The 25,267-nt window shown below is 34.0% G+C and carries 17 protein-coding genes and 2 pseudogenes; 3 read left to right on the forward strand and 16 right to left on the reverse strand.

From position 1 onward, the window contains the following. Positions 1-138 precede the first annotated feature (138 nt). The gene (locus SD427_RS14120) at positions 139-1,152 is read right to left on the reverse strand and encodes a nucleoid-associated protein (RefSeq protein ID WP_320558444.1); all 1,014 of its coding nucleotides are present in this window, start codon (positions 1,150-1,152) and stop codon (positions 139-141) included. A gap of 338 nt (positions 1,153-1,490) precedes the next feature. Here SD427_RS14120 and SD427_RS14125 point away from each other — a divergent pair, with 338 nt between their 5' ends. Genes SD427_RS14125 through SD427_RS14135 form a run of 3 tightly spaced genes read left to right on the forward strand, consistent with a single transcriptional unit; the run spans position 1,491 to position 2,464 of the window. Further along, complete coding sequence (locus SD427_RS14125) at positions 1,491-1,847, forward strand: hypothetical protein (RefSeq protein ID WP_320558445.1); 357 nt, start codon at positions 1,491-1,493, stop codon at positions 1,845-1,847. 42 nt (positions 1,848-1,889) lie between these two features. Further along, positions 1,890-2,021: a hypothetical protein gene (locus tag SD427_RS14130; RefSeq protein WP_320558446.1), complete on the forward strand. Its 132-nt coding sequence runs from the start codon at positions 1,890-1,892 to the stop codon at positions 2,019-2,021. A gap of 32 nt (positions 2,022-2,053) precedes the next feature. Next, positions 2,054-2,464 (forward strand): hypothetical protein, encoded by a 411-nt coding sequence (locus tag SD427_RS14135; protein ID WP_320558447.1) that lies wholly within the window; start codon positions 2,054-2,056, stop codon positions 2,462-2,464. A gap of 124 nt (positions 2,465-2,588) precedes the next feature. On the opposite strand, the gene SD427_RS14140 is transcribed toward SD427_RS14135, so the two are convergent. The 15 genes and pseudogenes from SD427_RS14140 to dnaK all read right to left on the reverse strand — a co-directional run bounded on the left by SD427_RS14140 (position 2,589) and on the right by dnaK (position 25,199). Beyond that, positions 2,589-3,227, reverse strand: a complete 639-nt coding sequence (locus SD427_RS14140) for a hypothetical protein (RefSeq protein ID WP_320558448.1) — start codon at positions 3,225-3,227, stop codon at positions 2,589-2,591. Positions 3,228-3,690: 463 nt separating this feature from the next. Further along, entirely contained in the window at positions 3,691-3,933 is a 243-nt protein-coding gene (locus SD427_RS14145; RefSeq protein ID WP_320558449.1) for a hypothetical protein, read from the reverse strand. Continuing rightward, positions 3,934-4,050 (reverse strand): annotated as a pseudogene (locus SD427_RS14150) (RHS repeat-associated core domain-containing protein); the annotation flags it as partial. Between the two features lie 387 nt (positions 4,051-4,437). Next, on the reverse strand, positions 4,438-5,151 hold the full coding sequence (locus SD427_RS14155; protein WP_320558450.1) for a barstar family protein: 714 nt from the start codon (positions 5,149-5,151) through the stop codon (positions 4,438-4,440). Between the two features lie 20 nt (positions 5,152-5,171). Beyond that, positions 5,172-5,870, reverse strand: coding sequence for a barstar family protein (locus SD427_RS14160; protein ID WP_320558451.1), 699 nt, complete (start codon positions 5,868-5,870; stop codon positions 5,172-5,174). Then, positions 5,867-6,478 (reverse strand): hypothetical protein, encoded by a 612-nt coding sequence (locus tag SD427_RS14165; protein WP_320558452.1) that lies wholly within the window; start codon positions 6,476-6,478, stop codon positions 5,867-5,869. The genes SD427_RS14160 and SD427_RS14165 overlap by 4 nt, the downstream gene beginning before the upstream one ends. After that, positions 6,477-6,533, reverse strand: a pseudogene (locus tag SD427_RS19095) (hypothetical protein); the annotation flags it as partial. The pseudogene SD427_RS19095 and the gene SD427_RS14165, both read right to left, overlap by 2 nt. Positions 6,534-6,610: 77 nt before the next feature. After that, a complete protein-coding gene (locus tag SD427_RS14170) occupies positions 6,611-7,225 on the reverse strand; it encodes a hypothetical protein (RefSeq protein WP_320558453.1) in 615 nt (204 codons plus the stop codon). A gap of 1 nt (position 7,226) precedes the next feature. Then, positions 7,227-7,505, reverse strand: a complete 279-nt coding sequence (locus tag SD427_RS14175) for a hypothetical protein (RefSeq protein ID WP_320558454.1) — start codon at positions 7,503-7,505, stop codon at positions 7,227-7,229. A 165-nt stretch (positions 7,506-7,670) separates the two neighbouring features. Continuing rightward, positions 7,671-8,150 carry a DUF6896 domain-containing protein gene (locus SD427_RS14180; protein ID WP_320558455.1) on the reverse strand — a complete coding sequence of 160 codons (480 nt, stop codon included), beginning with the start codon at positions 8,148-8,150 and terminating at the stop codon, positions 7,671-7,673. 10 nt (positions 8,151-8,160) lie between these two features. Further along, on the reverse strand, positions 8,161-9,618 hold the full coding sequence (locus SD427_RS14185) for a polymorphic toxin-type HINT domain-containing protein (protein ID WP_320558456.1): 1,458 nt from the start codon (positions 9,616-9,618) through the stop codon (positions 8,161-8,163). Positions 9,619-9,704: 86 nt separating this feature from the next. Then, complete coding sequence (locus tag SD427_RS14190) at positions 9,705-10,082, reverse strand: hypothetical protein (RefSeq protein WP_320558457.1); 378 nt, start codon at positions 10,080-10,082, stop codon at positions 9,705-9,707. A gap of 2 nt (positions 10,083-10,084) precedes the next feature. After that, positions 10,085-20,497, reverse strand: coding sequence for an RHS repeat-associated core domain-containing protein (locus SD427_RS14195; RefSeq protein WP_320558458.1), 10,413 nt, complete (start codon positions 20,495-20,497; stop codon positions 10,085-10,087). 24 nt (positions 20,498-20,521) lie between these two features. After that, positions 20,522-22,387, reverse strand: a complete 1,866-nt coding sequence (locus SD427_RS14200) for a hypothetical protein (RefSeq protein WP_320558459.1) — start codon at positions 22,385-22,387, stop codon at positions 20,522-20,524. Positions 22,388-23,297: 910 nt separating this feature from the next. Beyond that, entirely contained in the window at positions 23,298-25,199 is a 1,902-nt protein-coding gene (gene dnaK, locus SD427_RS14205; protein WP_027385758.1) for a molecular chaperone DnaK, read from the reverse strand. Positions 25,200-25,267 lie beyond the last annotated feature (68 nt).

Raw genomic sequence — 25,267 nt, forward strand, 5'->3', positions numbered from 1 at the left:
GATGTGGTATTTTTTGCAAATAAACACATACCACATAAATAACGTCGTTTCAATATCATAAACAGTACATTTACGGTAATAAAACGGATCAATATAAAATCCGCCCGTCACTGTCTGCACCCAGAAACGGCCTATAGCTTAAACTTCCTTCTCGAAATAAAGCATATAATATTTCCCTTTCTCATCCTCTCCCTGGGCCAGTTTCTGCCGGTCTCCATGGATATAGATGTGGAAATTTTTATCCAGTTTGATAATGCTCTTGAAGTGGCGCTGCGTTTTTTTTACGGCCGCTTCGCTGATGGGGAATTCCTCGGCAATATTAATCTGCATGTCCTGTTCGTAATCCGTTTTGAAATTAACGAAGCTTTCAATCACATGCTCGTCCCCCAATACTTCACTGGCAAAATCATCCAGCTTAAACTCTTCTTTCTCCTTGAAGAAATTGATGGATTTATTTAAAAAATCCGCCTGGTCTGCCTTGGATACTTCAAATTCCTGCGGCAGCTGTTTGGTGATATAATCTTTGTATACCATCAAGGCTTCCTGGGTATGGAAATAATCGTCGTCCCGCTGTTTCACCTTCAGGAAATCTTCAAACCAGTAATACATGTCTCCATTCTTGTTATTATCCACCACAGAAAGTACATATCCGGTTTCTTTGTCGTTATTATAAATCAAAGCGGCTTTATCAATTTTAGACAAACCGATTCCCTGGTCTTTTTCAAGGTCAAAATTATCTTCCCGGGAAGAAATTTTCAAGAACGATTCTCTTTTTTCCGTTTTAAAGATCCCTATTTTGTCTACTCTTTCTGTACCTTCCCTTTCGTCTTCAAAATAAACGATGAAAAGTTCCCCGCCCTGGACTCTCGGGTTTTCGGCAGCTTCAAAAAGATGCTTTGCGATATTCTCAGACTCCCAAATGAATTTAGCTTTGTCTTCAAAAATTTCAGATACGGAACTGTATACCGGATTGTTGACCAGATAGGAATCGCTGTAAAAATGAAAAGTCTCCTCAGATTTAAAAGAACCTAAAAAGTAATTTTCAAGCAGCTCTGCCATTCCTTCTTCCAGCTGCAATTCTTCCTGGGAAAGCATCAGAGATTCTCCGTTGATTTTATTTCCTACTCTGTGTACTACGATTTTTGAAAACATGGTCCTGAATATTTTGGAGTGCAAAGATATTAATTAAATCAGACAATCCGCAGAATTTCATTCTGATAAACACCATATCATTTTGAAATGCTATTTTAAGAAAATTTATGGCTGATTTAAAATATATAACTGATTACGAAGCCATTATACCGAGGGCTCTACACAAGGTATAGAATTTGGCATGATGATTATCAATACATCATGTAGCAGTAATGAAATCAGGACATTAACCGCACAATTAACATCCTGGGAATTGATTAGCAAATATCGTATTCCCTGCATCACGATTATGATGAACTTTAATCAATAGTCAAACTTCACAACCAAATACTATTTATATGGATTATTTACAGACTGCCCGGGAAATTACCAATGTAATACCTGAAATAAGGGATGAAATCAAGGAAGTAAGAATACAGAATTCTTATCAGGTGATTGAACTCTTTACGGATAAAATGAAAAAGATGATCCGGCAAAATGAAAGGAACAAACTGTTCAAATGCCTTGAAAAAATGGGAGAAATGTACAGAACCGGAGATACGATGGTAAAAAATGCCATTGAAAATTCCTTCATCTATTCTCTGGACAATTGTACGGCTTTCTGCAGCAAAGAGTACCGGGACTTTATTTTCAGCCATCTTTCACACGACCTGCAGTCAGTTTACACAAAACAGATCTACAGCCACAACATCTAGTTCATTACATATTTAAACCGTTTTATTACATATTTTAAAATTATGAGAAAGAAAATCAGAAAGGAGTATGACTGGAAAGAATGGGAACAGTCCAATTCCAGGGATCAGATCAGGATATGGGCTACCCATATTGCCGTAATTGCAGGGGTATTTGTTTTCGCCGCATGCCTGTGATTTGGTATAGTTTTGGATATAATCAGAGACAATTGAAAAATATTAATATGATGAACGTACCGATGCAAACTATTAATCAGACAATAGCTGTTGAGTATTTAAAATTTTTCTACCCACCGATCCGAAATGAGATTAACCAACTGTCTGTACAGGAAAATTTCCCAGGCGTTATACAGGCCATCGTGAATTACCTGAAAAGGCTGCTGCAGGAATCAAAGATAAACATCATTGCACACCACATTAAATTAATGGACTGGATCTACAGAAAGAGCAATTCTTACGTAAGAACAATGATTGAAAATCTTTTCATCCGTTCTTTTGAGAGTTTTAAGAAACTGACCAAAATCCAAAACTGGAAGCTTCTGTATCAGCATATGTCGATCGAGTTTCAGCAAATTTACCTCAATCAGAATAAACTTGATGAAATCATGTTCAGGAAATAATTCAAGTAAAATAAATAAGACCGCCGGACTTTAGCCCGGCGGTCTTATTTTATACCTAATTGACAAATCATAATCTTTTTTTCGTTCAATGAAATGATGAGATCACGCAAGATGATAAGATCTCCTAATTCTTTTCCTTACCGGGTTTTTGTATAACGTGTGTAATCCTTTCCGTTTTATTTACAGGTTTTGCCCTGTTGGGCTTAAAATAAGTTTCGTAGAGCTTTTTGGGCTTTATAAGATTTATTTTTTCACGGTCCTGCTCCCAAACCCTTACTTTATAATCTTTCCCATTTCCTGAAGCATTAAATAAAGGCGTAAATATCAGATCTCTTTCCCGAATGGTATATTTTTTACTGAGTGCATAGAGGTTATTGATGTCATTGATGTCAGAATAGATGATCTTATCTTTGTACTCCTGAAACTTCCGGGACTTCCAGGATAAGGTATCATTTTTAAACAGGCTCAGGTCCTGCGATATGTCCGGCACTATGGATGACTGGTAACTGAATTTGGCATCAACAATCAGAAGATCCATTTCCGCCATGATCTGGTTGATCAGATTTTTATTTTTGGCAATTTCACCTTTGAATTCAGCGGATTTCTTTATTTCAATTTTTATAAAGCTCCTGAATGATTCCTGAATCCCGGAAAAAACCCGGATCACATCACTTACGGAAGCAGAATGCCCCACAGTTCCTGCAGGCTCTATTTTGAAATGAATCGCTATTTTCCTTAGTTCTTCTAAAATTGGATTTTCCATAGTAAAGGCCAAATATATTACTATTTTTGATTACAAAAAAATCCCCTTGCTTACGCTTGGGGATTTCTGTTTATCAGTTATACCTGATTATTTTTATTTCACTTCTTCAACTTTAAAACAGACCTGAAAGAAGTTTCCATCTTCCATCTTATCTGATATCATAAAATTTCAATACCGGTAAATTATATTATTCAAAATATTGTTCCAGATATTGAATATCTTCAGCATTATTAAGACTACACTCAAGAATAATCATATTTTTATTTTCTAAGCAATCTAGGTTTTTAAATATTTTCTTAAAATTATCAATTAAAAATTCGAAAGATGTTATACTGAAGGCAATGGTACCAATAACAATATTATTTTTTTCTCCGTCTACTAATAATTTGAGGAGAATTATATGCAGTTTACCTAAATTGTCATCAACTCTAATCTCAACCTGATAATTGATTAAATAATTTCATCAATTTATCTCTTTCGTTTTTTCAAATCCTTTATCTAAATTTATGGACATTTGCATAAATCTATTAACAATATTTGGTTTTTTTATACCCTTTAATGTAATCTCTTCTATTAATTTACCACCTTTAGGTCCATATATCTTATTAATACTAGGTCCACCCGGATCACCAATCCTCTCACCGATCATTCCTGTAGGATCTGCATAATTAACCGGGTCATTCCAGGTATAAGCATAAGGGGACATGGTAATTTCTACTAAAGGATCAACAGACAGCCAGAAGCTTCTCTGCGGATCGTAATATCGGGCTCCGTAATAGTAGAGCCCGGTCTGGGAATCCAGTTTTTTACCATCGTATTTGATTTATCTGATTCTCTCTGTTAGAGTTCTACTAAAGGTTCTCCAAAAAGCATATATTCATACTAATTGATGATGCTCTAATCCTGCTACACGATGTAATTTTACAGAAGTTGTAAAAATAAAAGTTTAAACAAGTTTTTAATTGAATCCAGATTGGAGAAGCATTTCCTTCAAAAACTGTTATTGCTTTTCCGTTTTCTAATTTATCAACAACGACACTAATTTTTGTCTTATGTTGTTGTCTTTAAGCTGAAGAACGCCTGCGCTGTTTCTGGCGAAACTTATTTAAATTAGAACAGGAGATTGAAATTGATATCCTAATTATTAATATTATCCAAATTAAGAAGCATTAAGGGTTTGTCCTAGAAAGGTAAAAACCCTATTCAAAGCTTACTTTAAATTTTGGATTTCAAAACCACTCTTGGCAAATTCTTGATAAAAATCATCATAAAAAATATCATTTTCAAAATATTTTTTAAAATTTGAATACCCTTTTATTTTTAAAATAGGCATTTTTTCTCTTTTTTTCATTGACTTATCAATACTACATAAACAATCTATAAATGAATTTATTTCAGTCCCAAAATAGCCATATGAATTAAAAAAAGCTTTTCCGATTTCATAATATACATCCAGATCTGTTTTAGCTTTTGATAAATCAATTGTTATAAAAGAATTCATATTGTCTATGTTTTCCCTAACTCCACTTAACAACATGCATCCTCTTAAATAATAATACTTTTGTTCATTATCTAAATCATACCATTTTATTTTTTCTTTTTTGTCCGTAAGAAGTTTAAAATTATCTATATATCCCTGATTATAAATCCCCAAAGGATCATCAATAATTCCTTTTAAAAGAATTTCCCGAGTTTGGAGTAAGACATCTGAAACATTAAAGAAATAATCATTTTTAAAATCTTTACGTCCTTTAAAATTGACTCTAATTATTAAATCCTGCTTGGAAATTTCAGTAAATAGTAGATTTGCATATCTAATATCATCCCTTTTGATAATAATTTTATCAAAAGCTTTTTTACTTATAAGTTTTATATATTTTGTTCTGAGTAATATTTTTTCTTGTAATACAAATTCTATTTTCATTACTTTAAAAAACGTTATTTTTAATTTTCAATCTTAAAACCAATATTTGTAAATTTTTCGTAAAAAATTTCTGAAAGAATATTATCTGAAAAATTTTTCTTAAAATTCTCATAACCTTTGATTTTTAAAATAAAAATAGTTTTTTCATCTTTAATTGATGTACTAATATTTATTAAACAATCAACGAAAGAATCTAATTCAGTCCCAAAATATCCATATGATTTAAAAAAGGCTTTCCCGAGTTCATAATAAACATCTAAATCTGTTTTGACTTTAGATAAATCGACGGTTATTATAGGTTTTCTATTTTCTATTGTTTTTTTTAATCCTCCTAAAAAATAACATCCTCTTAAGTAATAATATTTCTGTTTTTTATTTAATTCATACCAATTTATTTTTTCTTTATTATCAGTAAGCAATTTGAAATTATCAATATATCCTTGATCATATAGATATGAAGCATCAACAAGTACTCCTATTAAAATAATTTCGTTGGTTTTAAATAGTATATCTGAAATATTAAAAATATAGTTACTTTTAAAACTCTTAAAAGAAATTGTGACATCTAAATCTTTATCTAAAATGTTCCCAAATTGAAAATTGACAGATTTAATATCTTCTTTTTTAACAACTATTCTGACAAAATCTTCTTTAGTAATTAGTTTTATATATTTTGCTGACAATAAAGTCTTTTCTTCAAATAAAAATTCTATTTTCATTTTAATGCTGAGTTTGTAGGTAAGTTTATAATTTTTTTGTAATCGTGGTTAATAATTAATCCCCATCTTCCATCCGGATGCTGAACAATCCGACTGTTATTTAATCCAATACTGCCTGGTATATCTTTTATTTCCCATTCTAATGCTCCTCTCCATTTGAAATTAAATTGTACCGTTTTTTGTATTCCAAGTTCATCAAGTCGTGGTGTTCCTCCTCCCGCCAAAATTTCTATAAAGTCACTTGTAACGGTTTTTGGTGGATTTTGTGGATCAATTCTTAAGGGCCCCGCTCCCCAAATATTAGACATTTCTTCGGCAGAAAGTATATTGAGTTTACCTGATGATGAACTCCCTATATTAGCCACTCCTGCTGTCATTAATCCATCGGCAAACATAACAGCGTTAAATTTAGCATTTAGGCTTTCATCAGCGCCCATGGTATTGCCGTCCCATTTGGTCATTCTAGGTCCCAATCCGGAATAATCCATTCCGCCACCAAAACTATTTCTAATAAAGTTACCAAAGTCCAGTATCTGATTGGAAACTTCTTTTCCAATCAGATTCAGGCCAACAAGTATTATGTGCCAAAATCCCTTTCTCAGAAACATAATAATTATGGTTGCCTTCTACCTCAAAGTTATAGACTTTTACTTTTTCATCCAAGAAATTAATAGATTCTACAAGAGAAATTATTCCTTTTAAAACTATAAAAAGAGTAGCTAATAGCTACTCTTTTTTGTTTATGATTCTATTAATGGAATATCTTCGTAATTGTCGACTTTAAGATTAAGAATGTATTCTATAATATTATCAACATCTCTTTTAGGACATATTTTTTCTTCGTTCCATGCTGGTTCTTCCGGATAAAAAGAAAATCTACATGATCCATCATTATTAAAAAGAATTAGACAGTTGTATTTTACTTTTCTATTCTTAATAGTTAAACCTCCTATGTCACAACGAATACTTAATTTTTCTTCGGAGTAATTTGGATAGCTCCCAGCAAGCACAAATGAGAGAGACTTATAATCTATTTCTGATTCATTTGATTTGAATAAAAAATAATGATATAATGTATATCTGATATCTAATGTCACTAATGAAAGATAACTCATATAATCAATTGCAGAAGGAATATCAGTAAAAAGTTTTAGTGTATTATTTTTATCTAAATATTTTAGTCCTTTAGTTACAAAATGCTCATCAGAATCATAGAATATTGAAATTTCATCATTTGTTGCCTTAATAATAACATTCTTATAATAAATTGTTATACTATCATCAGTTTGAAAGTATCTTCTATAAATATCATAATCGGGAATACTGAATAATGCATACTTTAATTTTTCTATCATCTTATTTCATTTTATTTATTATGACTTTACCATTTCTAATTATTTGAAAACCTCCATCCGCAAACACTTCGGTATAATTCTTTCCTATCTCTCCTGCTTGGTGTATAATTTTAGAATTATTGATTCCTCGTTCAGCATTCTTAGCACCTTCTCCAATTAATTTAATTACTCTATCATCTGTTCTTGTTTTGTCTAAAGCCTTAAAAACACTTTCTAAGTGACTGATTGTTGCATCTTGTGAAGTAAGAGATTTAGTTTCAATATTTGCTGCATATTCCATAAATTTTGCAAGTCTTTCCGGCCAACAAGTATTATGTGCCAAAATCCCTTTCTCAGAAACATAATAATTATGGTTGCCTTCAACCTCAAGTATAGACTTTTACTTTTCTGATTTAATAAAATATTCCCTTATTAAAATAATAAAGGAATATATATTAATGAAATTTTATTGAATAATATTTTCAGATGATTTTAAATCAGGAAGATAAAATGAAAAACCACTTTCATCAGTTTTAATTATTAATTCCTTACTCACAAGGTTATTTATGATCTCTATGAATTTTTCTTGTTCAATATTTTTATATATAATTTTTATGTACTCGTAAATTGTAGAAATAGAAAAAATAGGAATACTTTTATCATCTATTCGAGGAAAATATTCAAAAGAATAATTTATATTATTAAATATAAAAGTTATTCCTGTTCCATGTATTTGATATTCTAATTGCTCACCATTGCCTACTTTTATTTTTTTTTTATTCTCAATAATCCTTAATTTATACGCTCGAAGTGGCAAAACAAAATAATCAGTATTTTCTAATTCATTTTTATTATTTAGGTTAAATTGTGATATTAAAAGATCATTAAACCTAATACAGTTTAAAGCATATTCTTTAATAAGATTATGTAATTTTAAATTTATCATTCTAAAAATTTTATTTACCAAATAAATATATTATTTCTTCAATATTTGAAAAACCAGAATGCAGATGAACATCACTTGCAGGAACTTTCATATATGGAATTACACCCTTGTAACCAGCTTCAATAGCAGCTTTAATTCTATGATGACCATTTAAAATAAATGTTTGTCCTTTGCCCTCAACTACTTTTATTGGCTGTCCGAAAACAAATGGATCATTTTTTGCTAATTTTTCAGTTATTTCCTTTAAAGCTTTCGTTCCTTGCATTCCTGGTTCCGTTGAAGTCCAATTTTTAATCTGGCCTAAATTACCTTCAAGCCATTCACAATTATTATGCACCAAAACCCCTTTCTCGGAAACATAATAGTTATGGTTGCCTTCTACTTCAAAGTTATACACTTTTACCTTTTCATCCAAGAAATTAACAGATTCCACAGGAGAAGCGGTTCCGTCTAAAGTGGTTAAAAGTGCTCCTGGGGTAAGGTCTTTGGCTTCTATCCATTTTCCGTTCACGTAGAACGGGTGTTCCGGGGTACAGGTAATTTCTGTACCGTTGAAAGAGATCTTCACTAATGAAGAAGAAATATTATGAGAAAGGACTACTACTTTTTTCAGTTCTTTTTGACCTGTTTCTTCGTTGTAACTCCATACAAGATCGCCTTCCCGAATGTCTTCAATTTTCTTTTTACCATTTTCTACTTGTATTAATGTTCCTTTGGTAAAACAGATCTCTATCAGCCCTTTTGTCAGCCGCCTAACAGGAGCGCAAACAATTCCTCTAGCGGCACTCAGATATTTGGCAGGTATAAGCTCCGGAATAATAACAAAAGGAGCTTCCTGCATAGCTATTAATGTGGTATAGGCAAGCTGAGATGAAGGATTTGAATACGGATTATCTGCAGGAGAGCCAATGGTAGGTGAATTAAAACCTGCAGCAGAATAATTGGTAATTGTATTAGAAACTTCATTTTGACCTTGCATATCTCCACTGTAAAGACCCCAATTTTGATTATGGCTCATCCCTCCATTTGAAAATGTGGCTTTACTCCCTGTACCATTCCCATAGTTTGTATCTACTGACCAATCACCGTCATTGTGCTTATACATGCTTACATCGTTGCCTCCATATCGCATAGTATTAGCATAACGCTCAGCATTCCTGTGGGCCTTTGTCCATGTCAGTTTATGCCAAAGGCTATCAGGATTTCTTCCACCCGGATCACCAATCCTCTCACCGATCATACCCGTAGGATCTGCATAATTAACCGGGTCATTCCAGGTATAAGCATAAGGGGACATGGTAATTTCTACCAAAGGATCAACAGACAGCCAGAAGCTTCTCTGCGGATCGTAATATCGGGCTCCGTAATAGTAGAGCCCGGTCTGGGAGTCCAGTTCCTTGCCGTTATATTTATACGGATTGTCATAATCTCTGGTTGATAATTCCATTAAAGATTCACCGAAAGGCATATATTCGTACTAATTGATGATACTCCAATCCTGCTACACGATGTAATTTTACAGAAGTTGTAGAAATCAAAGTTTAAACAAGTTTATTAATAGCGAATCCAATCTACATCTTGCTGCTGAAATTTAACTTTTTCTAGTATTTTATAATTATTTGTTAATATTAGATCATACCACTCTACAGGCAAAACAACATTATGATTCAAAACATATTCAGCCAAGTCTTCCGGCCATACCCAAAAACCATCTGTTAATAATAAAAACTCACCTAATTTTTGCTCATTTCTAAATAAATGAGGGAAATTAATTTTACTTGAAACGGCAACGATTCCTCCAGAATTTAAGTAGGGAACCAATTTATTTTTATCGTATAGATTATTAACAACATTATCAATATATAGATTTATTGAAGGATAATCCTCATACTTTTTTCCATATTCTTTCCAAAATCCAAATTCTTTATACATATCTATTTTTTTATTGGCATAAATTTAATCATTTTTCCAGTATTGGCTGAAGATGTTGTCCCAACACTAAATCTTCCGCTTGGGTGAGCCCATAATATATTATTTGGTGCAAATACATTTGTTTTTAATTTATTGGCTAAATTTTGAGCAAACTCTGCTTCTCCAGTACTACAAGAAAGCAATCTGATATCTTGTCCTATAAACTGAGGATTTTGTCTTATTAATTTTGCTAAAACTCTATGGTTGATTAGTTGTTCACCTCCCTCCACTGTAATATTATTAACTTGAAATATATTAGGTCCTCCATGTCCTATTACATCTAATGCGCCTGCTTGAGGTGTCGCTCGAGCAGCAAACCGAGCAAAATTATCTGTTGATTTCATATAATTTATACTACCAGCTTCTGCTCTTGTAGAAATAGCTCCCATTCCGGCTGTCATTAAACCATCAGCAAACATAACAGCGTTAAATTTAGCATTTAGGCTTTCTGTGGCTGACATGGTATTGCCGTCCCATTTGGTCATTCTAGGTCCCAATCCGGAATAATCCATTCCGCCACCAAAACTGTTTCTGATAAAGTTACCAAAGTCCAGTATCTGATTGGAAACTTCTTTTCCAATCATATTCAGGCCAACAGAAGTTCCGTAACCGGGCGTAGGTCCGGAATCTCTATAGTCCTGTATAGCTCCACCAACGGTACCTGGCATTCTATGATCAGGTGCTTGTGAAAATGTTGGCAAATCAGGCTCACGGCTGGAGGTTATAGTTCCAACGGTAACACCATTTTTAGGTTTATGTCCAAATATCCAGTCATATACTCTCTTAAAGATATTAGGTCCACCCGGATCACCAATCCTCTCACCGATCATACCCGTAGGATCTGCATAATTAACCGGGTCATTCCAGGTATAAGCATAAGGCGACATGGTAATTTCTACCAAAGGATCAACAGACAGCCAGAAGCTTCTCTGCGGATCGTAATATCGGGCTCCGTAATAGTAGAGCCCGGTCTGGGAGTCCAGTTCCTTGCCGTTATATTTATACGGATTGTCATAATCCCTGGTTGATAATTCCATTAAAGATTCCCCGAAAGGCATATATTCGTACCAGTTGGTCACTTTAGAGTTGCTGTTGGTGAGTACAGATGAACTTCCCAGGTGATCAGGATGGATCCAATACATTTCAGAATCTGTTATTTCAGGAAGAACCTGGCCGTCCATACAATTCTGAGGATTATTCAAAGTAATATTATCAAGCAGGGAACAAAAACTTGTGCCGCCTGAAAGTGTACTTTCATACATGCTTAAAAACATTTCGTAACAACTTTCTTTGTCCGGGTCTTGCGAAAGGCTTATAAGCAATTGCTCCATTGCATACTCGCAATCTGGTTCATTGCTCAATGTATTGGCAGGTGGTACATAGGTGCCCTGGGAATCTTCATTTTGGAACCATATCACGGGGGGATACTGCGCCTGATCTGAGATATCCATTATCTCTTCTTCAAGTACCGAACGCAGTTCATTGTAGGGTTTGATCTCATTAATTTTAAATCTATGGGAGGGAACCCTGCCGACCCGTGTTGCAATTCTCTGATCCCCTATGTAATAATGCTTACTCATTGTTTTGGCTCCAAGTACCATATACCCGCTTGGATAGTATGTATACGCTCCCATCTGAGTCGTATTGTTAGGATCATTTCCATTAATATACATTTTCTTAGAAATACCGTCACTTTTCAGTACACGCTCACCACCCGCATCATAGACATAATGACTTAATACGCCACGTTCTCCAAGAGCTTTCAAATTATTTCTTTCGGACCAGAACAATTGTCTGTAAAGATCTGGTTTCTCGCCATTAATCAGATAAAATAATTTCAGGTTTCCATTCGGGTCATACGTAAACTGTTCAGAATTGTCTGTAGGAGAGTTGAGCACTGCATTACCACAATCCATAGGGGCATTAAACGGGTAATTTCTTTTGTATTCAATTTTAGAAACGGCATTTGGATGTCCCGGAACAGCATAATAGTATCTGGCTTCATTACCGTGATTTCCGGGATTCTGGCACATCATGCTATTCTGATAAGATTTCAGCCTGTAATTTTTTCTTTCAATATTCCCTGCATTATTATAAGTCATATCCAGCTCATAATATTGGGAATACTCATTCCCTACTGTGTTTATTTTTGAGTTTTTAAGTCTGTTAAACATGTCGTACTGATATGTTTTATGGCTGTAAGCAGTCATAGGATCAAGTGGTAAACTATGTGCCATCGGTGTTGTTCCAAGCGCATTCAGTATGTTACCGTTTCTATCAAATATATACTGATTGTTACGTATTGTGGAACCAGTAGCTATATTGAATAAAGTCAATTCTGATAATTTTCCCCAAGGATCATAATTATAATTACTTTGTGTCTGGTTACCGGCAGTAAAAGAAACCATTTGATCTCTGTTGTCATATTCAATATTACTAACTATCGGAACCAATGGCTGGTTGACAGGAGCTTTGCTGTACATATTATTTAACAGCCCGGTCTCATTATAATTATAAAATACCTCTTCTGAATCCGGATACGTTATTTTATTAATTCTGTTATATACATCATAGACAAAAGAAGTCTTAAATTGTTTAGGTGTGTTGTTAGGAGCCACTAAAATTCTAGTATGTTCCTTTACCTGACCTAATGATGTATACTTAAAGGTCTGCAAGCCTGTCCTATCCGTCTGACTCGTAAGCCGGCCTGCAGAATAATCTGTCGCTCCGGAATCTCCATACTTATATTCTACAAAATCGTCAGGTGCAAACTTAATCGCTGAAATTCTGTTATATTCATATTCATAGGTAACAGACTGGCCTGCTGCTATAAGTTTTGCATTATTTGAACTGACCACTCTGCCGGCTGCATCATATTCATAATTCATTTCCCCTGCATCCGGCTGTACCGTTTTGATATTCCTTCCCCAATCATCATACTGGTAGGTGGTGATATTATTATTGGCATCTTTTACCTGGGTTACCTGGCTAAAAATATCGTATTTATTACTTGTCCATAAATTCTGGGATCCGTCGGTTTGCCTTCCGGATGTAATGCGTCCCCTTTCGTCAGTATAAGAAATTGAAGTATTGCCTAATGGACTTATCGTTGTTGTCATAAACTGTGTAATTCCATCTCTGTCAGGTCCAAATCCATATTTATTTTCAGTAACAAGATTTTCTACTCCGTTATTTGTCTGGGCATTATACTGAGTGGATAATCTTGGGCGGTCAAGTTCATCATAAGTTGTCGTTAGATATACCTGAGCTGACAGGTTTTCGCCGACCGTATATTTATCATAAGTTTTTAATGCATTAATTATGTTTGCTGCTGTTGTTACTGTTGTTACTTTATCTCTTATGATCGTTTTAACCGGGCGCCCTAAGTAATCCTTAACCTGAAAAATATTACTGGCAAAAGAATATTTGTTAAGTTTACGCTTGAACAATTTTTTCGCAGCCAGCTCCTGCCCCCATCGGTTGGTGAATAAACTGCTGAAATAGTTAACGCTTGGTGCATTACCATTAATAACAGGAGCTTTCCTTTCCGTTACAGCCACGGGAACCAGTTCATTAGGATAATAATAGAATTTGATTGTCCAATCGGTATCTACCGGAGATCTGTATTGCGTTACCCTTCCGAAAGAATCATAAGAATAATAAGAACTTACTCCATTCGGATCCGTAATAACAGTTGGTACTCCCAACAAATAGTTAGCGTCATATTGTGTAAAGCTTGCAAGATCATAAGAATCTCTGATTTCCACCGGATAAGTATTATACGTCGATTCATATGTATAGGCTTTTGAAAATCGCTGTCCATTATTAGATGCAGGTTCTGTTATTTTTGTAAGATTTCCATAAATGTCATATTCCATATCCGTTTCTGCAGTCTGCCCACTAATTATTCTTGAGATTTTTGTTATATTGCGGTTTGCATTTACTGTTGAAATTGTTGTTCTTGTAATACTTCCCGCAAGGATATTATGCTCGCTGGGAATACCTACTACATTCTTAGCTCCGGGATCATGATAACCTATTCTCACAATAATATCATCACCCGTATTAGTAAGGGTTGAACCCTTATCTGTATACTTTGAGGGATTCCCATATTGATCATACTGATCTACCGTAGATATTAAAGTTTTACTATGGCTGGTGTTCCCTGCGAATTCAGTAATTGTACTCTCGGTTTTATATAATAATGGAATAATCCTACCAATATCCCTATATTGCGGCTGGGATTGCCCTTCAGATAATTCATAACCAATATTTGATAATTGATCAAAATATCTATAAGTATATTTGGTTTCAGAACGTTTTTTCCCGTTACCATCAATAAGATAAGTCGACCTTATTAACCCTTTTTTATAAAAGTACTGCCGTACTCTTGTATCATTGTAATTTACATAAAAATCACTATCATTAAAATTGGTTTCATATTCGGTAACATGTGTCTGATGTTGAGTAAACGGCTGACCTTCTTCTCCACCATATGTTATCGTCTTAACCAAACCAAATCCTAAAAACGCTCTCTCTCTTCTGTCTTGAACACCGTTTTCGTATTCAAATGTTACTTGTGATTTATTAATCGGTATAGGGATTCCCGGACCATCCGTGCTAATATTTGCCAGATCCGAAATAATGACTTTTGTTAATGCCATTTTAGAAAAAGGCATTTGATATGTACCTCCAATAAGATTTCCAGAATTACTACCATTATGAATATCATATTCAAGCGAGATATTACCCTGAAGCGGATTAGTGATGGTTGAAAGTAAATTTGCCTTTCCTAAATTATTATGATAAACTTTCAAGCTGGCCTCATTGTCAGACATCAGTAAATCAGGCAAACCATCTCCATCAAAATCTCTTAAATCTACGGTTTGCTTACTAACAGATTTATCTTTATTATATCCGAAGCTAACGCAAAGTTTGATTCCAAGACAGGCACAAATTGTAAAATTAAAATTGAATCCAGACGAATTTTGTTTATTTTCCAATTCAAAATCGTGATTCATTATATTATTTTGGAATGCTGTCCCGGTATTGATCAGCATATCATAAGTATTTGCAGATCTTATAATCTTATCTTCCAATCCGTCTCCATTGATATCTAAAAATGCAGTACTTGTATTAGACTTAGACTTAGACAAACCGACTCCTAAAGCAAAACTTCCATTAGGCCAACTAATCCCTCCCCCACCGGACAATGATGAGGAACTATTATTTGAAAGATCGGAAATATCCCAGTTATGGGATTCACTTATAAAAGTATGTCCATTATTAATATATAATGTTCCTTCTGATACAAAATCCAATAACCCATCTCCGTTAATATCGAACCAAACAGCTTTACTTTTTGATCTGGCCGTACCTAATTGGACATTTAATCCAATTCCTACTGCATTAGCTGATGTAGTTGTCTGAGTATTTTTCTCTCCACCCGTTTGAAATCCTCCGTTTGCTGTATTACTAAATTTAGTAGGAACAGGAAGGCCCAGACTTAAACCGTAATTTGTCGTGGTATTATACATTTCTCTTTCAAATGTGTTGGCAGGAATACTCAATTGTCCTAAAAGGTTAGTCTGTTGTATTGAGTGGCTCGAAACCACATCAGGATAACGGTCTCCGTTAAAATCTACAAAATGATCTTTTGTATAATCTCTTGAGCTGCCCGCATTACCTCCAACAATAAATGCACTCCCATAGACATTAAATCCATTCCCTTTGTAATACTTGATAATACCTCTCGGGCTTGGCACAGAATATCCCGGATACTGAGATTCACTGTCGGGATCAGTATAAGTCCCCAAAAGGGCTGGCTGCATATGATATTGATCTATTTCTGCAGATTCTAAAGGTGATGTATAAGTCTCAGCATCAGTTTTTAAATCAATTGGAGTAAAATATCTTGAATTCATCATTTGACTTACATAATTAAACACACAGTCCTGATAGGCTTGTGAATTCGGATCTCCTGAACAAGGTAAAGTCGGATTCAGCAAGCTCATATTAAAACCGCTTAAGCTTGAGTTGAATTCGCCTTCCCTAATTGTTTGCCCCTTATACTTAGAACCATTGTAAGAGAAACCTCCCCAACCTTGATATACTAAACCAGTATTAACATTATAATGAACGTTACCTGATCTCGCTGCAAAATAATCTGCTTTATGCTCTGTATTTGCTAGTGGTCCGGATCCTGAAGTAGGCCCTTGTGATTCATAATTATAATTATAAATATAAGGATCTAATTCTGCTAACTTTTTTGTGACTTCATAATCTGATGAGGTGATCTCAAAATAGAATAAGTGTTGCCATAATTGAGAATATGGTATACCGGGAATACCGGTTACACCAAATATATCACAGAAATTAAATTTTGGAATTTCCATAACATTATCAACTACATTAACTTTATTTTTGAGCAAATAAGCGATATTTCCGCTACCATCTTTCATTTTCAAGGAAAAAGTGACTGTAGTATTATGTAATGTGGGAAGATTTATTGTAAGAGGTTGATAAGGACTGCTGGTAAACTTTGGATATAATAAAAATCTACATTCAGAATACTGGCTGTATTTACTGAAATTTTTAGGAAGATTATCACTGAGTCTTTCACCATAAGGATGATACTCTACCAAAGCATTAATCTGCTGAACCTCAGTCTCAGTAGTAACCTCCATTTTAGGCTTCCATTTGATTTTCTCCCATGAAACGTTTGTATCTGAAGACACATCAAAATTCAATATTGTAATAGTGGAATCGGATACCGCTTGATTAACCAATATATCTGAAATATCAACTCCAGAGATTAGATTACCTGCTGGTGTTAATGTACTTAATGAATTTCCCTTTATTAACTTATGATGATAAATCAAATTTGATGACGACGGCTGTATTACTCCGGTAGTATCTGATTTCGGAACAACAATTTTATAGATTTTAAAGTCAACATCATCAGTAAAATATTGACTGCCCATATTTGCCCAGGAAATGTTGACATGTGCTTTTTCTCCCAGTGGATTCCCTTTTTTGCTAGATGCTAAATAAGAATTGGGTGCATTAAAATGATAATAAAAATTTCCATTTGCATCTTTTGCAGTATCAATTGAATTATCGACAATATAAGCAATCCCAACTTCAGATACAATTTTGTCCTTGATTGGATTTTCCTTAGCACTTGCCACTACAAAAATTCTTTGTCCTTTTTGTACTTCAACAGTTTCATGAATGCTAACCTGCTGCCCTGGAATTGTTAGGGTGACAGGAGATCCGATTACTGCGGAGTTTGCAGGTACATATGACGGATTATCTTCGTTTGCTTTGGTCATTGCCCCTAATTCAAGCCAAAAATCTACACCATCTACTGACTGCTGCTCTAAAGTAGCATTAGCATGGACTATGATTCTACCTGATACAGGTGCTTCCCACATTCTTACAATATTGCCTAAAAGTTGTGGACCTGTTTGTCCTGGCTCAATGATCTGTACTGCAGGAGCACCGTTTAAAATAACATTAGGAGTTGTTTCCGTAACATTAGGCTCATTATCTTTTTGTGATTCAAATTCCGGAACTCCATTTCTAATTCTGCTGTAATATACATCACCATAACTAATCAAGTCTGCTAAACCATCACCATTTACATCTGAAAAGTATACAGGAGTATTATTATTTGACCAGTTAACATTTGCTCCGGCTGCATAATTTTTATACACAAATTCTAATCCCGCAGAACCAATATAAGAACTTGTTTTTGAAAGCGGTGTTCCTGTTGGCCAGTTCACCGAGCTGTTAACACCTCCGAAGCCGGATCCGTAGTTTTTTCTAAACCATAAATTTCCATTCCCTCCGTAAAAAACTTTATCCGGCAAGCCGTTTCCATCAATATCCATCAATTGGCTTTTACCGTATGTCTTATTCTCGCTGTAAGACATATTAAACCCAACTGTATTTTTCTTATTAAAACTTACAAAAAAACATCCGGCACCACTTCCTATATTTAGGGAACCTCTAATTTTATTGATATTATCACTAAAATCTCCATTAATAGCAGAAGGATTTGCACCGTTAAAGGGCCCAACATTACCAACGTCAGTCCCAGTATTATATGTCTGAGGCTGGTCTTCAAAAATTCTTGCCGTTTTATAAGAGAACTTATGCCTGTTAAACTCATTACCGCTGCCATCCTTTTGTATAATTGCGGTTAAAAGCCTTTTATTGAACTGCCCAGCTGTTGTATTGATAAACTGATACTCTCTAATTTTTATATTAGCTCTGTAAACGGCAATTTTATTTAATATTTTAGCATCAGTAAGCTTAACTCCTGATTTATAGCTAAAAGTTCTATCAGCTCTAACCCCAGGTTCATTTTCGAAAGTGACAAATGTATTATTGCTATAGGCAATTCTTGATAAATACTTACCTTTCCCGCCCCCTTCAAAAGAGTCTGTATATTGATAAACTATTGTATTATTATAACGGTCTGTAACTTTTGTTAAATACCATCTGATTCTGTTCCCAGTAGAGTTTGAAGAAGAATTGTCCGTCAGAACTTCATTATATTCTTTCTTTATACCATCTCTATCTAATATTTCCCAGGTATAAGATGAGGGCGTATTACCTTTTCTTGTAATATACAGACCTTCAGTGACCCCTGTTCTGTAGTAAAATCTTGTATCAGAATTACTTCTATTTTCTTGAATTTGAATTTTATTAGGTAAATAATTATCTTTAAATACCAATTGCTCGCCACCTATAGTATAAATTTCACTCTCTTTTGTAGGGTCAAAAACAGGAACTCCCCAACGGGTATCAATTTCTATCGTTCCTACAGAAATGTCCCAGCCAGTTCCAGCCCAGCCGGATTTATTATCACTGTTATAAGTGACAGAAATGCTGGGTTGAAGCCCGCTGATTCCTTTAGGGATTTCTATAGGATATTGCACAACAGCAGATCCTTGTTGATTAGCACTCGGTGGTGAAATCATATTGATTTTAGATGCAGGATTGGCGATTGGGGCGTCATTTAATGCTGTGGGAGCAGAAGCACTGTTTTCAGGACTCTCGGGCTGTTTCATTACGCCGTTTATATAATCGGTTGTATTCCCAAATAATGTCTTAAAAACAACATATTTTTTTTTGGTATTGATACTATCTACAGCTATCGATACCCAAGATTTTTTAGTATAATCAAATTTAAATGCAGTAATATCATTTTCAGTATAACTGTTTGGAAGTTTAGTTTCATCATAGGGAAGATGTACAATCGTTTCTTCCGTAGCTTTTCCTTTAAACCTGAAACCATAATAATCTGCACTCACATTACTGATTGATTGCTCTATAGGAGGAAGGTCAATATTTCTCAGTCCTAATACAATCCCTGTCTCAGATCTATAAACAATATTGTTATTTAATTCTTTATAAGAATTAATTTCAGAAAATGGCTTTTGATTATCTTTTGAAATTAATTCTTCATATGTACTTTTATCTTTATTTGTGAATTTTATACTTATTTCTTTTTTATTCTCTGCCAATGATAAAAATTCAAATTCATTCCCATGCATTTTAATATTTTGTTCTCCAATTTCTATAGATTCTATTGATGGAGAATCAATAAATCCGCGAATATAAAATACTTTGTCTTTGTAAATTTTTGATACGATTTTATATGGCTTTATATTTTTTACTTTATTCTCAGTAATACGTACATTTTTTATAGTATAATAATCCCCTTTATTTAATGCATTAAAAAGCACAAAGTTATTACCCTCTTTTAAAATTGCAGGATCAATTTCCTCACTAACTTCTGTCCATCCTGAATTTTTTTCCTTAATGTAACCGCCTATTGCATAACTTCCATTTATACTTCTGGTAACTGAATTAATATCAGAATAACCATCTATATCATATGATAATTTATAAGAACCGATCTTATTAACATTTGATAATGGAATATTGAATATATTATCTGATGGGTCAGAATCCCACTGTTTTGCATCTCGATCACCAATCTCACCAATGTACCCTGAATTTACCAAAGCTTTATCATTAAAAAACAAATTTACAGGTCGAGCCGATAGTGTTGTATTTCTTATTTTATCATTATCTATGATTGTAGCAGATTTAGAATCTATCGGTAAAGTAGATGTTTCTAATGTGGATCCATACCTTTTTTGTATCGTGGAATTGTAAACTGGCTTTAAAAAGTCACAATTGATTTTAAAAGGATTTGAGTATTGGCTTACAGAAGGACCTTTTTCTGTGTCTTTATGCATAACTTTATACATAGTCCAGCTACACAAAGAAAGGATGATAGGTATAAACACCGGTAATAAATCAATATATTTAATATTGAATAAAATTCTTTTTCTCATGATAAATTATAGGTAATTAGCTTTTTAATAAATAATGAAATTGACTCCTTTTCCTTCTTCAGGAATAAATATTTTTATATTATAATATCCTACAACAGGTGGGATAGACATAGGAATTGTAAATTCTGAAGCAGAATTATACTCACCTTGTTTAACGAGTACACCAAGCCCATTAAATATTTTAATGGTTAAAGGTTTAGAAGACTTTAATTCCACTCTAATACTAATATTTCCATCTCGTGACGGGTTAGGCGACACTGTAATTTTTTTAAATAAAGAATTGTTTTGAAGAGATACATAATCCGTAGAGTTAAGTACTGATAAATTCTTAATAATCTCACATCCTAATTTATTTTTAACTTTCAATTGATAATTACCTATTCCGGTAAGCATGTAAGGAGCAGTGTTTGTTGTCTGTCCATTTGCTGCTATCAAAGTGTAATTGAAGGAGCTGGTATTAAGATCCAACTCAATTGGCATCCCCTGCCAAAGATAATCAGAATCAATATTTTGATTAATAATACCCTGTAAATCGAATGTTCTTACAATACTGTCATAGCCTGGTTTGTTGATGATTACCTTATAGTTGTCTGGAACTAAACTATTGAGTATAATAGGACTAGATGTAGACTGTGTATTATTTACTACTATTTGGTTTGTTGTTAAACTTTGGAGTGAATACTCGAAAGGCAGAAGATTGCTTGGAACAGAAATTTTTACCAAATTATTTCCTAATTCTTCACAGTTACTAATTAATTGAATATTAGCATCACTTTGATCATTATTTAAACTGAAAGTAAAATAATCAATTTCATCATTATCAATATTCCATACAATGTCCTTAAATACATATAGTGTATCACTAATTTTTTTACCCGTAATATCTGTAGATATATCATTTTGAAAATTATTTTCATTTTGAAACAATCGTAATTTAATAGATGTACCTACAGGCTGTACTGGTAAAATAGCATATACATTAGTTTTTAAATATTGATTATTCTCCCTCTTATTTTGAACTTTCCACATTCGGTGCATATCTCGCCTTGGATGCTGTGAAAGCAGATCAACTTCCTTAAACTCCAATCCTTGGTTGTTATCTCCCCATAATAAAAAGTTCTGATTCTCTATTGATCCTGTGTTAAAATTGTTTGTTAACTTCAGACTGTCAATAGAAATAGCAACATTGCCTTTATTAGAATTTTTTGACTGCTTCTGATAAAGTTCAAAGGCATCATCTCTACCAATTCCCGTAATGCGATTATTATAATTTTTATTTTTCTTGGAATCCCATAAGATTTGATCAGTTGAAGAAATATAATTTTTCTCGGAAATATTATTGATCATAATACCATATTTAATAGATAAGAATGTCTCAATTTTTTTTATTTCTATGTCAGAAAGATTTCTATCAAATACTAAAACTTCAGGAATCAGTATTTTTTTATCGGATCTTTTGTTAAAAAACACCATAGAACTAATCTTTTTATTAACATCTTTCTTTGTAAAAGTCAATATTTTAGCATTGATTTCCTGATTGGTAATTTTCAAAGAGTCCATAAAATCAGTAATACCCAATGTACCAATTACAGAGCTTCCAATTTTAGCATATATTTTATTTTCCGTACCTCCAAATTTGTTTCCAACCATGAAAAAGGTAGGCTGGTTTAGACCAATATTTAATTTTTTTAAAACATTTTTATAATTGTCTTTTATTAAATGATAATTCATCAATCTCCCTTCCAGCGTATCTGATACTAAAACAGGGTGCTGTACACTATTCTTTCTGAATGCAAGCCCAGAAATACCTCCTATCATTGATGTTTGCGAAAATAGAAGTAGCTGTAAAAAAACAAAAGATAGAGTTAATATTTTTCTTATAATTTTCATGGAATCGTTTTAAATAAAAAGAAGATATTGCCACATCTTATAAGATATGGTATTGATTAATGATTGGAAAATGGTGTTAGGATATCACAACAGTTACTGTGAGAGAAAAGCTTTTATTATTAGTTTTAGTCTATAGGGTAAAATTTGGCACAAAACTAAACATTTAATATTATACTGCAATACATTTTTTACAAAAATTTAAGATTTATTAACAATGATACTGTAATGATAGTTTTATAAATTGCAAATGAATTGTATTATGTGCACCCTTAAAATACACTCTAAATTATAAACTAGTCTGCTTTTTATATTCATGATCTACAAACAACTTTTGATATCTAATAATAACTTCTTCTTAACTATTTCTTAAAACTATTAGAATAGTCATATCTTAAGAAATCAGCATCTTTCTATGGTATAACAAATTTCTTCACCTAATTTCAGTATATAATTGTAAGTTTTCCACGAACCCTATCATCTTAAAAATTTCATCCTAACGCGTCTGATTTTACTTTATACTTCGGTACTAAACTTAACTAGTTCCATCTAAAAAATCAATAGCTGAATTTTTTTCTTCTCTACAGAAATTATCGATATTAGTATTATAATGTTTATTTTCTTAATAAAAGTATACTATTTGCTAAGCCGGCCGATAATGATTGAATAAGATTGTGTGGTATATTTCCTATTTTCATCAGTAATAACCTAACTTAGATTTAATTTTTCTATGCCGAATTTCAGACTTAACTATAATTTTTTATTCGCTTTCATAAAATGTTACTAAACTGATTTTACAATGATTTTACATATTGTTATCTCAGGATTTGACCATTGCAGAATAAATAAACCGTCTTAGACTAATGCCTAAGACGGTTTATAATATTTAGCTGTTATTACTGTTAATCAGTAATTATTTTACTTCTTCAAAATCTGCATCCTGTACATCATCTGCACCTCCTGCATTATTTCCTCCCGGGTTCTGAGCACCGGCTGCATCTGCACCCGGCTGTTGGCCTGCTGCATACAATTCTTCTGAAGCGGCCATCCATGCTGCATCCAAAGCTTCAGTCTTGGCTTTTACATCATCTCCGTTCTTCGCTTCGAAAGCGGTTTTCAGTTCTGCATGAGCTGATTCAATGGCTGCTTTTTTATCCGCAGACAATTTATCACCAAATTCTTTCAGCTGCTTTTCAGTCTGGAAGATCAGTCCGTCTGCTTTGTTGAAGATTTCAACTTCTTCTTTTTTCTTGGCATCCGCTGCAGAGTTTTCCTGAGCTTCTTTTTTCATTCTTTCGATTTCTTCGTCAGAAAGACCTGAAGATGCCTGAATTTTAATGGTCTGTTCTTTACCGGTTCCTTTATCTTTAGCAGAAACGTTCAGGATACCGTTGGCATCGATATCGAAAGTTACTTCGATCTGAGGAACGCCTCTTGGTGCCGGCGGAATGTCAGCAAGATCAAATCTTCCGATCTCTTTATTGTCATTGAACATCGGTCTTTCTCCCTGTCCTACTCTGATGCTTACTGCAGGCTGGTTATCAGAGGCGGTAGAGAATACTTCAGATTTTTTAGTCGGGATCGTCGTGTTTGCTTCAATCAGTTTAGTGAACACAGAACCCATGGTTTCAATTCCTAAAGAAAGCGGCGTAACGTCAAGAAGCAATACATCTTTCACATCACCTGTCAATACACCTCCCTGGATTGCTGCACCGATGGCTACAACCTCATCCGGGTTAACTCCTTTAGACGGTTTTTTACCGAAGAATTTTTCCACTTCTTCCTGGATGATCGGGATTCTTGTAGAACCTCCCACTAAGATAACTTCGTCAATATCGGAAGTTGACAACCCTGCGTCCTTCAACGCTTTTGCAACAGGGTCCATGGATCTTTTTACCAATTCTGCAGACAACTGCTCGAATTTGGCTTTTGTTAACGTCTTAACGAGGTGCTTAGGGCCTGTAGCCGTAGCGGTAATATAAGGAAGGTTGATTTCAGTCTGCGGGGAAGAAGACAACTCGATTTTTGCTTTTTCAGCAGCTTCTTTCAGCCTCTGTAATGCAATGGCATCGGTTTTAAGCTCTACTCCTTCTTCAGCTTTGAATTCGTCAGCCATCCAGTTGATGATCACATCATCAAAGTCATCACCTCCTAAATGCGTATCTCCGTTGGTAGACAATACTTCAAATACACCGTCTCCCAAATCAAGGATAGAAATATCGAAAGTACCTCCACCAAGGTCATATACTGCAATTTTCTGATCTTTATGAGACTTGTCCAAACCGTAAGCTAAAGCGGCAGCCGTTGGTTCGTTGATAATCCTTTCTACTTTAAGACCGGCGATTTCTCCCGCCTCTTTGGTAGCCTGTCTCTGTGCATCGTTAAAGTAAGCCGGCACTGTAATTACTGCTCTTGTTACTTCCTGGCCAAGGTAATCTTCAGCCGTTTTCTTCATTTTCTGAAGGGTCATGGCAGAAATTTCCTGCGGCGTATATTCTCGGTCGTCAATTTTTACTTTTACCGTATCGTTCGGTCCGGATACTACTTCATAAGGTACTCTGGAGATTTCCTTCGCATCCTCTTTAAAGTGGGTACCGATAAATCTTTTGATAGAATATACGGTTTTCTTAGGGTTGGTTACGGCCTGTCTTTTGGCAGGATCCCCTACTTTTCTTTCTCCGTCTTCTGTAAAGGCTACGATGGAAGGCGTTGTTCTCTTGCCTTCTGCATTAGGGATTACAACAGGGTCTTTTCCCTCCATTACAGCAACGCAAGAGTTGGTTGTTCCTAAGTCAATTCCAATTATTTTACTCATAATATTTTTATTTTTTCTGTTTTAAAATTAATTACATTCTCAATTTCTCAATATTTGTACCATTTAAA

The organism is Chryseobacterium sp. JJR-5R, assembly GCF_034047335.1.
Taxonomy (GTDB): domain Bacteria; phylum Bacteroidota; class Bacteroidia; order Flavobacteriales; family Weeksellaceae; genus Chryseobacterium.